The following is a 13,553-nucleotide window of genomic DNA, read 5'->3' as shown; positions in this document are numbered from 1 at the left end:
CCGTTTGCGCCATCCGCCCGCCGATCCATCACGGGAACTTTTGCAATACCAGGTCTTCCACGTGCCGATGACGGCGCGCGCGAGATGCGAGCCGTCACGATGGTTATCGTTGTGCGAAGCGGCAGGGTAAACCGGTCTTCACGAATCCTCACTTGTTGCTGCGGCACAGGGACTTTTGCGATTCTTCACCGGCGCCGGGGCGCTTCGCGTTTACACCCCGTTCATCGCGATATTTAAACTGCCCTTCAAATTTGATGGGCCATGATCATCCCAACAAGCCGGCAAACGGCGTGGGGCATAACGGGACGTTAGACAGTGGACAGGGGCCGCGCTCGGGGGAGGGCGGCAACAATAAAAAGGGGAGACTACGATGTTTCAGGGACAATTCGATCTGGAGACGGCGACACCGGTGGAAACCGCAATCCCCGATTTGCTGTTCGAGCGCGGCCTGTATTGGGCGAGCGGTCGTTCCGGCGTCGTCAACCTGGTCGCCGCCCATAAATGGTTCAATCTCGCCGCCCTGAAAGGCCGCACTGACGCGATCTCGATGCGCCGCGAAGTCGCCGAGATGATGTCGGATGTCGAGATCGCCACGGCGCAGCGCGAAGCCCGCGCCTGGATGACCTCGCACTAAGCCGGCGGGCCGCCTGGAGTGCCTGGTGTCAGTTAACCCGACACCGGGAGCATCCGGACAAACCCTCAGTGTCCGCTCAGCACCAGCGTCTTGATGGGCAGCAGCAGGGCCTGAATCCGCAACAGAATCGCATGCACGAGGCCGGTGGCGTCAACGACGTGCAACGCGAAGCTCTTGAACGCGCTGAGCTTGCCTGACGCGATCCGTTCGTGATTGCTGGTGTAGGCGTTGGCGATACAGCTGCTGCCGGGCGTCACGCCCTCCAGCCCGCCCTTGTAGATCGGCTCCATGAAAACGAGAATGGTGCCAGGACGCACGGTGCTCTGCGCCTCGATCAGCTGTTCGCCGCCCCTGAACTGGCCAGCCGCGATGTAGTCCTGCACATTGGTCACCACCATCGGAATGATCGTCCACGGCTTGGAAATGCAGGTGGCCTCGGCCACCATTCCGACTTTCATGACCTGAGCCTCGATCTGCCCAAACCCAGCCGACAGTGCAACCCGTCCCGCGCCCTCCGGAATCAGGACGCCGGCCGTCCGTATCATTGGATTGACGATATCGCCCGGCCTCAGCCCGAACTGCTCGACCCGCCCGTTGAACCCTGCACGAATGAAGGTCTTGTCCAGATCGACCTGCGCTTCGGCCAGCGCGGCCTCTGCGCTGGCTTTCTCGGCGGGGAGGAGGGCGGTGACGCGAACCGCCGCGGATTGTTTTGAAGCGTTGGCGGCATCTAGCGAGCCCTGCCGACCCGCCTGCAGCACCTGGAGCTTTTCGATGTCACGCTGCGGAACGATGCCGGGATTGCGTTGCTGGAGGTCCCGCTTGGTATTCAGCTCGTCGGTGGCTTGCTGATAATCGCCCTGAGCCTGCAGGATCTGCCCTTCGGCCTTGAGAACATCGGCCTGCGCCGACAGCATGGCGGCATCGACTTCGGCGATCTTGCGTTTGGCCGTCAGTAGCGCTGCCTCCTGCTTGGAACTGTCAATTCTGAAAATCACCTCACCTTGCTTGACGGCCGCGCTGACATCGATGTTAACCTCCGCCACCCGGCCGGCTACTTCGGACATGATCGGGACGGTCCGATAGTACAACGTCGCCGACGAGGTCGATGGATGATAATAGAAGATCATCGTGATCAGCGCGACCGTGAGCATCAGGCAGCCGATGATGCCAAATCGCAGCTCGAACCAGACCGAATAAAGCGTGATTTCGTGGCCGATGCGCTTTCCCTGCCGATAGCGGCGATAGAGATAGTCCGGCAATATCGTCACGAGCGAGCAGAGGATGATCTCAAGCATGACTCTTTGCCTCACTCTTGGCAGCGCCGCTGTTAGTGACGGCCGCGTGGCCTGCAGTTTCTGGAGGCGGCTCGGTCGGGTCTGGTTCAGGCGGAACGCCGGCCAGCTTTTCAACCGATCCGGCGATCCTGCGCAGCGGCGAAGCGAAATCCGGAAGATCGATCATGGCGAGGAACAGGCCGATCACCCAGAACAAATGGTTGTGCGTGAACAGCGCCAGCAGACCCAGCACGGCCACGATTTCAAACTGCAGCTTTTGCGACTTGTGGGCCAACCGCTCCGGCAGCGTGTGCAGGTGCAAATAGAAATTACCGACCGCGAGAATGGTGCCGATCAGGAAGATCCCCATAACGACCATCAAAACGTCGGTGTCACCCGGCGCCGTGATGAAACCTGGCAGATGATGGGGGGCGGCTGGATGAAGAGCTTCACTCACGCAATTCTCCACGTCTAAAAGGCGGGCGAATAGCCAGCAATGCGCGAACGAAGGCATGGACGGCCGCCCGGCTAGGCGCTGCCATCTTTTACGTAAAGCGAGAACTTGGCAAGCACACAGCGCGTCGCTTCGGATGAGCGTTTCGGCTCTGATTTGTCTTCCGCAACGCGAAATTAGCTGCTGCGACTTGCAATGATCGTCTTTCAAATATGTGAGGGCATGGGTCCACATTCTCACGGCACGAGATGCCCGAGTTTTGCGTCATTTGCCGCCCGCTCGGAAAGGAGAGGGCGCAGGGAAGACCGGGTGCGCGCTGCACCCGCGGTCTCGCGTGCGGTTTGCACAAAACAAAATGCACACGAGCATACAGGGCAGCGGAGAACACCCGGCCTTCCCTGCGCAATGGCTTTACGGCTTATGCCGTGATCTCCCCGGAGACGAGTTCTTGGTTGACTCCGTCGCTGCCGTTCCCGCTTGCGCTTCTCCGACAGCTTTGCCTTCTGGTAAACAGAAATATTTTTTATTTTGGGGCTTGACACGTTTTCCGAAAACCAGAACTGATTTGCCCGTCGGGTTGTTTTGTCGCATGGACGCATCGAAATTAGGCTTGCATGCAAGACGACGCAGTTCGCAGTGCATAGGTGGATCCGGATGAACTCATAAATCCAAGCGATTGGCGCACGTCCGCTTTGCCGCGCACGAAGGACTCGGCATTCAGACCACACTTCAAGCGCGCCGTAAGCGCAGGATCATGAATCAGGTTTGCCCGGCATCGTCTGAATCCAGTTAAGGCCGGGCATACGAGTTCTGCGCAGTCTCCGGCTGATGCACAAAGTACGAATGACCTCGGAGATCAGCGCCTGCCGACTCGATTTACCGGACCACCACGATTCATCGGCGTTCCTGGCCGCACTCCGACACCAGCCGCACCGACGCCGGGGGGCACCACGGCTCGCGCGACTGGTCGCGGCCGCAGCACGACGCCGGGCCTTACGACGCATCCAGCCGGATACGAAACGTATTGGCAGTAAACTACGGCACTGGCCGGTTCGCTGCTTGCGGCCATGAACCCAGTGATCAGTAGCGCCGATAACGCAAACGGAGTCTTCTTTTTGGCCTCCTTTGTTTCGACGATTGATTGAGCCGGAGCCCTTCTTGGTCTGAGTTGCACTGGCTTCCTACACTAAGCCGAAGTTGGCTTCGAACGAACCCAAAAGCAAAGAGCTGCTTGATCTGGGTTGCTAAGCACGGTGGGATGCTTACGGCCTGGCGTAGCTTTAGTGGTTTTCGAGCAACAGCCGGCGCTGGCGTGTCCCGCCAATCGGTTTTTGCGTTGCGCCGAGACGCGGTGAGGCATTCAATCCATGAGCGGAAACAATTCGCTCTGGGAGCTAAGACATGGCACATGCGAAATCCCAGCAAAGGACAGGCCGCTGGCTCGTGCACGCCGGTTTTGCGCTCGCAGCGCTGATGTTCGGGGTGCTGCCCGAGCCGGTACAGGCCGACCAAGCCGGGGTATCGTACTGGGTCCCCGGCCGCTTCGGCAGCCTCGCAGCAGTGCCCACCGTCCCGGGCTGGTCGATGGCCGAAGTGTATTATCACACCACCGTGGGGGCGTCCGGCGCTGCGGCGGCGGCAAGAGAGATTGAGATCGGCAGGATTCCGAGGACCGTCAACGTAAATTTAAACCTCAACCTGAATGCGCAGGCTGATCTCATCCTGCTCAATCCCACCTATACCTTCGCGACGCCGGTGCTCGGTGGGCAGTTGGCCATCGGCGTAACCGGCCTGTTCGGGCGGTCGAGCGCCAGCATCGACGGTACGCTGACGGCGGCGGTCGGCCCGCTTTTCGCGACTCGAACCGGCTTTCTCGGCGATTCAATCACTTCCGTCGGCGATCTGTATCCCCAGGCAACACTGAAATGGAACGCCGGCGTCCACAACTTCATGACCTATGTGACCGGCGACATTCCTGTCGGGGCCTATGATCGAACCCGCCTTGCCAATCTCGGGATTGGTCACGCCGCGATCGATGGGGGCGGTGGCTACACCTACTTCAATCCAGCAACCGGGCACGAATTTTCGGCGGTCGCGGGCTTTACCTACAATTTCATAAACAAGGATCGGGATTATCAGAGCGGCATCGATTTCCACGTCGACTGGGGCGCGTCCAAGTTTCTGTCCAAGCAGGTGTTCGTCGGACTTGTGGGGTACGGTTATCAGCAAATCACGGATGACTTCGGCGCCCATCCGATCCTGGGTGGATTCCGATCGCGTGTCCTCGGGATCGGACCGCAGATTGGGTTCCTTTTTCCGGTAGGCGACATGCAGGGATACCTGAACCTGAAGGGCTACGGCGAATTTGAAGCCGCCAACCGGCCGTCGGGATGGAATACCTGGCTGACATTCTCGATCTCGCCGATGGCCCCCACCAGCACCGTGACGCCTACCCGCCGGATCGCCACCAAGTAATGCGATCATATGTCGTTCTCGGACGGATGCTCCGATTACGGCGGACACCCGGAAACGGTAATATGCCTGACCAAATAGAGCGCTGCGGGCTTCCAAGCGGTTTCTTGAAGGCCTAACATCGCGACAGCTCAAAATTTATTAAAGCCATTACAGAAGTCATAGGGGCACCGATGATGTTCCGTTTGTCCTCCATCTCCGGAGCCGCGCTGGCCGGTGCTTGTGCCGCATGCCTGGTTGCTACTGCCGTTGCCGCGAATGATCTAACCACGGACATCGGCACACTGGACAAGGAAACGGCCGATAAGGTGTTTCCGTCCAAGCCGCCTTACTCGCCCTATGCGGGACGCAATTTTCCGACACGGCCGTACTTCGGCGACACGCACACGCACACCTCATACTCGATGGACGCCGGCGCGTTCGGTGCTCGGCTCGGTCCAAAGGACGCCTATCGCTTTGCCAAGGGCGAGGAAGTCATCGCTTCCAGCGGACAAAGGGCCAAACTCTCGCGACCGCTAGATTTCATGGTGGTGGCGGATCATTCGGACGGCATGGGCTTTTTCCCGCAACTGATCGGGGGCGATCCCGGCCTGCTGGCGACGCCGCAGGGCCGGAAGTGGTACGACGAGATCAGTTCCGGCAAAGGTGCGCAGGCGGCGATGGATATCATCGTCAGCTTCGGCAAGGGACAACTGCCGAAGGGCTTCCCGACACCGGGGACGCCGGCCTATCGCAGCGCCTGGCGCGAAACCATCAAAGCCGCCGAAGAAGCCAATGAGCCGGGTCGTTTCACCGCATTCATCGGCTATGAGTGGACTTCGAACGCGGGCGGCAACAACCTTCATCGCAATGTCATTTGGCGCGACAACGGAGCCAAGGCGAGCCTCGTCGAACCCTACACCACGCAGCCGCCGCTTGGCAGTCCAAATCCCCGCGATCTCTGGAAGTGGATGGCGATGGTTGAGGAGAAGACCGGCGCCGAAATTCTTGCGCTGGCGCACAACGGAAATCTGAGCAACGGTCGGATGTTTCCGATCATCGAATCGTTCAACGGCAAGCGGATCGACCGCGAATATGCGGAGAACCGCATGCGCTGGGAGCCGCTCTACGAAGCCACGCAAATGAAGGGCGATGGCGAGACCCATCCATTTCTTTCACCCAATGATGAATTTGCAAACTACGAGCGATGGGACAAGGGCAACCTCGATCTGACGGAAGCGAAACGGCCGGAGATGCTCGAATTCGAGTATGTCCGTTCGGCACTCAAGAACGGCCTCAAGATGGAAGCCGAACTCGGCGTTAATCCATACAAGTTCGGCCTGGTCGGCAGCACCGATACGCATACCGCGCTCGCGGCCGTCGAGGAGGACAATTTCTTCGGCAAGACATCTTCCGCCGAACCAAGCGCCGGCCGGGCGATGCATCCCTTCGTCAAAACCAATATTGCCGTTATCATGGGCTGGGAGACGACGGCGGCCGGGTACGCCGCGGTATGGGCAACTGAAAATACCCGTGAGGCGATTTTCGACGCTATGAAGCGGCGCGAGACCTACGCCACCACCGGGTCGCGCATGGCGGTTCGCTTCTTCGGCGGCTGGGACTTCGAGGCTGCCGATGCCAACAACCGCACGCCGGCGCGAATTGGCTATACCAAGGGCGTGCCGATGGGCGGAGACCTAAGCAGCGCGCCAAACGGAAAGTCTCCCACCTTCCTTGTCGCCGCATTGAAAGATCCGATCGGCGCAAATCTTGATCGCATCCAGGTCATCAAGGGCTGGGTTGGCAAGGACGGGCAGGCGCAGGAGCGCATTTATGATGTCGCCGTGTCCGGAGGCCGCACGATCGACGCCGATGGCCGCAGCAGAACATCCGTCGGCAGCACCGTCGATGTCGCGAACGCGACATGGACCAACACGATCGGCGCGGGCGAGATGATCACGGTATGGAAAGATCCCGACTTCGACCCCGCATTGCGCGCCTTCTACTATGTGCGCGTGATCGAAATTCCGACGCCGCGCTGGACGGCCTATGACGCAAAATACTTCAGTATCAAAATGCCGGCGGAAGTCAGGATGACGACCACCGAACGCGCCTACACCTCGCCGATCTGGTACACGCCTTGATCGCTCGGCTGCTAAGAGAACCGTTATTCCAGTTTCTTGCGATTGGTGCGGCGCTGTTCGCGCTTTACGGTCTCGTTGGCAAGCGAAATGAGGCGCCCGAGAAAATCGTCGTTTCCGCCTCGCGGATAGCCAATCTCGGCGACGGATTTGTGCGAACGTGGCGGCGGCCACCAAGCGAGCAGGAACTGCAGGGGCTGATCGAAGACTACATCCGCGACGAAGTCTTCTACCGCGAGGGTAAAGCGGCCGGGCTCGACCGCGACGACGTTATCATTCGTCGCCGCGTGCGGCAGAAGATGGAATTTCTCGCCGCGGACATGCCGGAACCGAGCGACGAGCAGCTTGCCGCTTACCTCGCGTCCAATCCGGAGCGCTTCAGATCCGACGATCAAATTACATTCCGTCAGGTCTTCCTGAGCGCCACGCGGCGCCCGAACACCATCGAGAGCGACAGCAAACAGGTTGCGAGCGTCCTGGCTGGCGCCGACGCGGCTGTAGATACGACGGCACTCGGCGATCCCTTTCTGCTTGGCGAGGAGTTTCGTGGCTTCTCGGCAACAAAGGTAACGAACCAGTTTGGAGAACGCTTCGCCAAACGGGTACTCGCGATGGAAAAGGGCCGCTGGCAGGGGCCGGTTTCTTCTGGCTTTGGACAGCATTTCGTCTTTATCAACGAACGAGTTTCCGGCAGCTTGCCGCCGCTCGATGATGTCCGGCCGGCCGTCCGCCGAGAGTGGGCGAACGCGCGGCGTCTTGAGGCAGAACAGAAGCTGTATGCCTCGCTACGGGAGCGCTACGAAATCGTGGTGGAAGCATCTCCTCCCAAGGCGGCGTCAGCCGAAGTTGGTCGATGACCCGTTTTCGTTTGTTCTTCGCTGTTCTGGCGGTGCTGCTGGCACAGCCGGCGATCTCGGATGAACTTCGGCCTGGCTATCTTGAAATGCGCCAGATCAGCCCCAGCGAGTATAATCTGCTTTTCAAAATCCCTGCGCGCGGGGAGGACTTGCGGCTCGCGATCTACGTCAAACTGCCCGAGGGCACTCAGGATGTAGGGCGGCCCCGTGGATCGTTCAGCGACGGAGTCTATGTTGAACGCCGTACCATTCGGCGGGACGGAGGATTTATAGGGCAGCCGGTATCCATCAACGGACTATCGGCCACATCGACTGATGTACTGGTTCGGATCGAAAGCCTTGGCGGCGCAATACAGACCGAACGGCTTTCTCCAACGAAGACGGCATTCATCATTCAAGCCGTGCCCGGCGCTTGGGAAATCGCAGCGACCTATCTGCACCTGGGTGTCGAACACATTCTTTTCGGCTTCGACCATTTGCTGTTTGTGCTGGCGCTGGTGATTCTCGTACGAGGCTGGGGCCGCGTGGCCATTACGGTTACGGCATTCACGATCGCGCACAGCATTACCCTTGCAGCGGCGGCGCTGGGCTTCGTAAATGTGCCGGGACCGCCCCTGGAGGCAACCATAGCACTCAGCATCATGCTGGTTGCGGTCGAGATTCTGAACGCCCGCCGTGGGAAGCCGAGTTTGACCGCGCGCCTGCCATGGCTCGTTGCCTTCTCCTTCGGCCTCCTGCATGGCTTTGGATTTGCTGGCGCGCTGGCTGAGGTGGGATTACCTCAACATTCGATCGCCGTTGCGCTGCTGTTTTTCAATGTTGGGGTGGAGATTGGGCAGCTCATCTTCGTTGCCGCAGTCTTGTCGCTGATAGCATTGCTGCGCCATCTGGCGTCAATGCTCCTGGAGCCCACGCGGATACAGCCGGCACTTGACCGTCTCGATGTGAGCGTCGCGTACGCCATAGGCATCATGGCGGCCTATTGGGTGATTGAGCGCACGACCGCTTTTTTTGCGTAGCGCGCGGGCGCGTTTGAGCACAGAGGCCGCTTGCAAGCTCGAACTACGCCGTTAAGATTCGAGGTTTAGGGCTTATCCGCTAGAGGTTGCGCAGGATCTCTCGTCCTCCGAGCAGCGCTTGCACCAGCTCGACATTGCCGTTGGGGCAGGTCATGCCACCGTCGACGTCGAAGAACTCCGCCTTGAACTCGGGCCGAACTTCCGCGATCCAGGAACTCACCGGCAGCGCGACCTCGACGTGCTCGGCGTCTTTCCAGCCGCGTGCGTCGGCGTTCCCGCGCACGATGGTCGTGTGATCATCAATGACGAAGTGCCTTGCGTGGACGTTCCGGCCGACTTCGATAAAGCCGTGATTGTAGGTCGAGCTCAGTACACCATCGATCCGCGCGTCCCTGGCGATCCTGATGTCGGCGCTGCTCGCGACCAGGTTCTTGCAGCGCAGGCGCGGCCGACAGCAAGGAAGCAGGCCGGCGTATCGATCTCCCAATTGAAGAGGGTGCCGTTGACGATCAAATCCTTCTCGGCCCAGATGCCCGCGACACCATTTCCAGTCCCAACCGGTCAACCACGTCCGCGATCGCAAGCGTCTCGAACGGCGAATTTGGCAAGTTTACTCTCCTCGGCCACGAAGACCTACGGGATGAGTGACGCGTGAGGGTTGGAAGGTTCAAATGTGAGCACCGTCCGGGTGCTCGTCGACGACCGCATGCCTTGTCGCGTCGCCGAAATTGCGAATCCCGTCCAGGCAAACAAATCCGCGCCGGCCGGGGACGCCAGGAAGTCGGCGACGCCTCAGCACCAAGGCGAGCAGAAACGGCCCCAGCCTCGGGGTTAGGACGCTGAGGCCGTTTCCATATGTCCGGTATCCTCCAGACGGAACGTTCAACGCCGGCCATTGCCACTTGTTCCCGACTGCTGGAACTTAACAGGGTTCTCGCTGTTGTGTGCAGGGCAACAGCGTGGGCGCGATGATGAAATGGATGCTCGTGGTCCTGGTCGGCGGCATCACCCCCGTGAATACAAACCTGGTGTTCGAGAAGTTCTCCGAGTGTCTCGCCGCGGAAGAACAGATGCGCAAGCACTATGCTGATGCATTCGAGGCTTGGGACCGCGGGGCTGTCGTCAACTTCGAGCGTCGGCGCGAGTATGCCAGAGCACGTGACGTGCAAGCCAAACGGCTGTTAAGCAACGTGGGCACCTGTGTGCCCCACGGGACTGGCGAACTCCAGCCCGCGCCGCCACAAACGTCGACGACGCCCCCGGCCAGCCCCCGAAGTTAGCGCTTGTCGTTATCCGGACAGGATCCGGAGAAAATGGCGTAGCCGCGCAGCGGCGGAAGTCCCCCGGCCGTGATCATCGTTAAGAAAAAGGGGGCCCAGGATGGGCCCCCTCAGTTTCGAGCCTAGTTGTAATCCGAATATTTGAACTGCGGCATCGCCTTGAGCTGCTCCTTGGTGCCGCTCATCACGGCATGATCGGGTACCCAATCATTGGCGCCGGCCGTGCGCGCGGGGGCCGTCGACGTTGTCGTGTTCGCCGGAGCTGTGGCCGCGCCGGTAGTGCTATCACGCGTCGTCGCCGGAGCGGTTGTCGTCGCCGGAGCGGTTGAGGCGGTCCGGGCGGGCTCTTCCATGAACTTCAACTTGTCCATGGAAACGGCGATGTCGTGCTCGCCCATTCCCAGGAAGCCGCCGACGCCGATAACGACAGCACTAACCTTGCCGTTTTTGTCCAGGATGATTTCGTTGACATCACCCAACTTTTCATTGGCTTCATTGTAGACGTCGAGGCCCATGAGCTTCGACGCGCGCCAGCTTCCCTTGAGCATCATCTTGGTGTTGGAAGCCGCCGGGCTGGTGGTCGCGGCCGGGGCAGCGCGATCAGCAGGCTGAGCGGTCTGGGCATAAGCCGGGGTGCTAATTACGGCAACACTCAAAAGAGCGGCAGTGACGAGAGTCTTCATTTCATCCTCCAGGGTTTCAACAGTTCTTGGAGAACAGAACAGAAGATCAAATGTTCCAGCGGGCCAGAGGAAGCCGACAGCCCGCCGCACACGACGTGGCGGGGCGGTCGCCGTGCCGCGGCTTGCTCGCTAGACCGGGAACAAGTGGCAATTGGGCAGGTTAGTCCCTGTGATCGGCAGGGTTTTTCTTTGCCCGGCGTTTTTGATTTGCGCCGGCTCATTCAAAATCAGTGGCCGCGGAACGATTGGTAGTCGCACTCGTTTGCGTTCGTTATCAACCGATGGGATGGCAGCACCCAGCGTGCAGCTTTCGACTGATCCGAACGCCAGGAACTTATCCTCACTTCCCCGCTTTTCCCTGCAAGGTATCGTTCAGGCCTTTGACCTGTTGGCCGCAGGACGTCGACAATGGAGAGCACTTTAGTCAGGCGCGACCAGTTCAATATCACTCCGCAAGGCATCGTGCATAAGCCGACCGACGCAGCCTTCACGCCATATCCGGGCGATCCCTTTTCGGGAATCGAACGCTCAGGTCAACTCGCAAACAGACATCCGAATGGAAGCGGCTTCAGGGCTGAGGACGTAAGGCGGATGATGCGCGAGCTTTGGGCTGAATACGTCACGAGCAATCCGCAACTGTTTAACCTATGAGACGTCCGCGGGCCGGGCGGGATCGAGGTCGTCAAGGCGGCGAGCTGACGACGACGCTGGTTGCTGCGGCGGCGAAGCCTCAAAAAAAGAACGGCCTCAACGCACGGGGGGAAGCGCGCTGAAGCCGTTTAGGGGTCCTATGTCCGTGTCTATCAGACGCGGGATAACGCCAAGAATTGCCACTTGTTCCCGGACATCGGGAAGAAAGATTGCAGCATCCTGGTCGAGCCGAAGCAGCACTTTCAGCTGCTTGAGCCATTCCTGTAAAGTTTCGCGCCCGGAACAAGATATAAGGCTGGGCTATCCCCCGGACCGAGGCGCACGCGCGATGATTATTCGCAGCGTTGTTTTCGCAACGTGTTGCTAACCCTGACTTGAGCCTGCCGGAGATCTCATCCGGCGGGTTTTTTCGTTGGCGGTTTCTGGCGACGTGCGATTGCCGGCTCAGTTGCGATGCGGCTCAACGGCCTGCCCGAGCCGCTCCACTTCGAGGCTGGCGCAAAACAGCGCGAACAGACATCCCGCCAGAGTCACGCCGCGCCTGACGGCGAGCAGAATGTCGATGCCGCGATCAAGCTCGGGGAGGTGCCTGAAGACGGCGATGCCGAACAGCGCGCTGCCGAAGATGAAACTGAGCTTACCCAGAAACAGGAAGAACGTGATTGAGAATCAGGTTCGGACGCCGAAACGGAATCGGAACCCAGCGTACACGGCACCAGAACGCGATTTGCATCACGCATAGAAGGCTGAAGGAGATGAGATCGGACCAGCCGTCACGCGGCAACTGCTCGCCGGGATTGATTGCGACCTGCCTGAACTCAGGCATTGCCTGCCAGATGAAAGTGATCGTCCCCAATATCTGGATGGCAGGCAGCAGCAGATAGAGGGCGGATTTGCGAGGCTCGTTGTTCGCGTTCATCCGGGGTGATGATATCCGTCAATCAGTGCCGGTCTAAGACTGGCGCATGATCGTTTTTACGGATGCAAGTGTGTTGTCGAAGCAAGAGCAAGGCGGCGAGGGGAGAACGTTCGAACCAGCCTGCCGTTGCCGTTTCGCAGCTATGGGGCGGCACCCGCCTTCGCTTGGGCTTCACCGCGGCACGCCGCGCCGAAGCGTAAGCGAAGGCGGGTGGCGGAGCCGGAGGGATTCGAACCCTCGATAGGGCTTTACAACCCTATAACGGTTTAGCAAACCGCCGCCTTCAGCCACTCGGCCACAGCTCCGTAAGGGCGGATATGCCCGACGCGGGGGCGGGCCGCAAGCGGCAGATTCAGGTTACGCCGGGGCCATTTAGCGACGCTGCCGCCTCCCGGCACGGCTGGTACGCCAATTCGCATCTAGCGGCGCCGGTTTGAGAGGCTTCCTTGAGGGCTTCGGAAGCCCCCATGCGGCCGGCGGTCAGGCGGCGTCCGTTCAATAAAGCCGGCTTTGGAATCATTTCGCGCGCGTGCTGGCTTTGACGTCTTCAAAATGCGGGATCCGTTGATTCAGGCGACACGCTGTCAGCGATTCGGCGCCACCCACCGCGGATTCTGATGAGGCGGGTTACCCGCAAAGGTAAAGGCGCGTTTCGGCCGCCAGGTAATAGGGACTTTTGCAATCCTGGGGCGGTTCCGCAGAGCTGTTCGTGGCCGCACCCGTTCCGGTAATGCGACACCCGCGGCCCCTGAGCCTTTATATGGCTGCGATGGATATATGGCGGCGAACGGGCATTACGACGGTCGTTTCGCCGATCCTACGTTTCACCACGGGTGTGACGGTCTGACGGGGATTCGGTGATTTCGGGTGCTCGATTCGACGCTGCGACATGCCCGAGGAGGGAAAACCGCCCGCCGGCCGGCCGCCAGCAACAATTCGGGAGGCAAATGGAACTTTTAAAAAATGTCTATTTGAAACAATTAGTTACGGAGAAAGTCCGATCACGTCCGCGTGTTATTTGTGCAACACCCTCTGGAAAAGGCGCTGAGTCATGCGTCTGGAAGCGGTTCCTTTGTTGCGTGTGCAGAAGTCCTCGGTAATTGTGATCACGCGACGGAGGGGGGCATCCCGAGGTCGTCCCGTTAGGTGGTTCGCTTAAGTCCCTCGCGTTAAGCGGGAGTGGTCCG

Annotated in this window: 14 protein-coding genes and 1 tRNA gene; 8 read left to right on the top strand and 7 right to left on the bottom strand. The window is 59.8% G+C overall.

Annotated features, from left to right (window positions below; genetic code table 11):
* Positions 1-370: 370 nt before the first annotated feature.
* On the top strand, positions 371-634 hold the full coding sequence (locus JQ611_RS26760) for a hypothetical protein (RefSeq protein WP_212266315.1): 264 nt from the start codon (positions 371-373) through the stop codon (positions 632-634).
* Between the two features lie 65 nt (positions 635-699).
* On the opposite strand, the gene JQ611_RS26755 is transcribed toward JQ611_RS26760, so the two are convergent.
* The 3 genes from JQ611_RS26755 to JQ611_RS41900 form a co-directional block, all read right to left on the bottom strand.
* Positions 700-1,932 (bottom strand): HlyD family secretion protein, encoded by a 1,233-nt coding sequence (locus JQ611_RS26755; RefSeq protein ID WP_212388230.1) that lies wholly within the window; start codon positions 1,930-1,932, stop codon positions 700-702.
* The gene (locus tag JQ611_RS26750) at positions 1,925-2,368 is read right to left on the bottom strand and encodes a hypothetical protein (protein WP_312012188.1); all 444 of its coding nucleotides are present in this window, start codon (positions 2,366-2,368) and stop codon (positions 1,925-1,927) included. The genes JQ611_RS26755 and JQ611_RS26750 overlap by 8 nt, the downstream gene beginning before the upstream one ends.
* A gap of 853 nt (positions 2,369-3,221) precedes the next feature.
* Positions 3,222-3,434: a hypothetical protein gene (locus tag JQ611_RS41900; RefSeq protein WP_249133489.1), complete on the bottom strand. Its 213-nt coding sequence runs from the start codon at positions 3,432-3,434 to the stop codon at positions 3,222-3,224.
* A gap of 404 nt (positions 3,435-3,838) precedes the next feature.
* Here JQ611_RS41900 and JQ611_RS26745 point away from each other — a divergent pair, with 404 nt between their 5' ends.
* From JQ611_RS26745 to JQ611_RS26730, 4 genes are all read left to right on the top strand, one after another.
* Positions 3,839-4,840, top strand: coding sequence for a transporter (locus tag JQ611_RS26745; protein WP_249133488.1), 1,002 nt, complete (start codon positions 3,839-3,841; stop codon positions 4,838-4,840).
* Positions 4,841-5,010: 170 nt separating this feature from the next.
* Positions 5,011-6,960, top strand: a complete 1,950-nt coding sequence (locus JQ611_RS26740; RefSeq protein WP_212467087.1) for a DUF3604 domain-containing protein — start codon at positions 5,011-5,013, stop codon at positions 6,958-6,960.
* The gene (locus tag JQ611_RS26735) at positions 6,957-7,814 is read left to right on the top strand and encodes a peptidyl-prolyl cis-trans isomerase (RefSeq protein WP_249133479.1); all 858 of its coding nucleotides are present in this window, start codon (positions 6,957-6,959) and stop codon (positions 7,812-7,814) included. The genes JQ611_RS26740 and JQ611_RS26735 overlap by 4 nt, the downstream gene beginning before the upstream one ends.
* The gene (locus JQ611_RS26730) at positions 7,811-8,833 is read left to right on the top strand and encodes a HupE/UreJ family protein (protein WP_212467086.1); all 1,023 of its coding nucleotides are present in this window, start codon (positions 7,811-7,813) and stop codon (positions 8,831-8,833) included. Before JQ611_RS26735 ends, JQ611_RS26730 begins: the two co-directional genes overlap by 4 nt.
* Positions 8,834-8,912: 79 nt before the next feature.
* Here JQ611_RS26730 and JQ611_RS26725 read toward each other — a convergent pair whose 3' ends face one another.
* Positions 8,913-9,398 (bottom strand): hypothetical protein, encoded by a 486-nt coding sequence (locus tag JQ611_RS26725; protein ID WP_212467085.1) that lies wholly within the window; start codon positions 9,396-9,398, stop codon positions 8,913-8,915.
* A 406-nt stretch (positions 9,399-9,804) separates the two neighbouring features.
* On the opposite strand from JQ611_RS26725, the gene JQ611_RS26720 reads away from it, so the two are divergent.
* Complete coding sequence (locus JQ611_RS26720) at positions 9,805-10,113, top strand: hypothetical protein (protein WP_212467084.1); 309 nt, start codon at positions 9,805-9,807, stop codon at positions 10,111-10,113.
* Between the two features lie 122 nt (positions 10,114-10,235).
* Here JQ611_RS26720 and JQ611_RS26715 read toward each other — a convergent pair whose 3' ends face one another.
* Positions 10,236-10,796 (bottom strand): PRC-barrel domain-containing protein, encoded by a 561-nt coding sequence (locus tag JQ611_RS26715; RefSeq protein ID WP_212467083.1) that lies wholly within the window; start codon positions 10,794-10,796, stop codon positions 10,236-10,238.
* 408 nt (positions 10,797-11,204) lie between these two features.
* On the opposite strand from JQ611_RS26715, the gene JQ611_RS26710 reads away from it, so the two are divergent.
* Together JQ611_RS26710 and JQ611_RS26705 are read left to right on the top strand one after the other, a co-directional pair.
* Complete coding sequence (locus tag JQ611_RS26710; RefSeq protein WP_212263666.1) at positions 11,205-11,447, top strand: hypothetical protein; 243 nt, start codon at positions 11,205-11,207, stop codon at positions 11,445-11,447.
* A 453-nt stretch (positions 11,448-11,900) separates the two neighbouring features.
* The gene (locus JQ611_RS26705; protein WP_212467082.1) at positions 11,901-12,113 is read left to right on the top strand and encodes a hypothetical protein; all 213 of its coding nucleotides are present in this window, start codon (positions 11,901-11,903) and stop codon (positions 12,111-12,113) included.
* Here the strand turns inward: JQ611_RS26705 and JQ611_RS26700 are convergent.
* Both JQ611_RS26700 and JQ611_RS26695 read right to left on the bottom strand, forming a co-directional pair.
* Positions 12,085-12,366 carry a hypothetical protein gene (locus JQ611_RS26700; RefSeq protein ID WP_212467081.1) on the bottom strand — a complete coding sequence of 94 codons (282 nt, stop codon included), beginning with the start codon at positions 12,364-12,366 and terminating at the stop codon, positions 12,085-12,087. The genes JQ611_RS26705 and JQ611_RS26700 overlap by 29 nt on opposite strands.
* A 211-nt stretch (positions 12,367-12,577) precedes the next feature.
* A tRNA-Ser gene (locus JQ611_RS26695) sits at positions 12,578-12,671 on the bottom strand.
* Positions 12,672-13,553: the final 882 nt, after the last annotated feature.

It is taken from the genome of Bradyrhizobium sp. AUGA SZCCT0182 (assembly GCF_018130185.1).
Classification (GTDB): Bacteria; Pseudomonadota; Alphaproteobacteria; order Rhizobiales; family Xanthobacteraceae; genus Bradyrhizobium.
The sequence above is the reverse complement of the archived record's forward strand: the minus strand, read 5'-3'. Positions and strand labels throughout refer to the sequence as shown.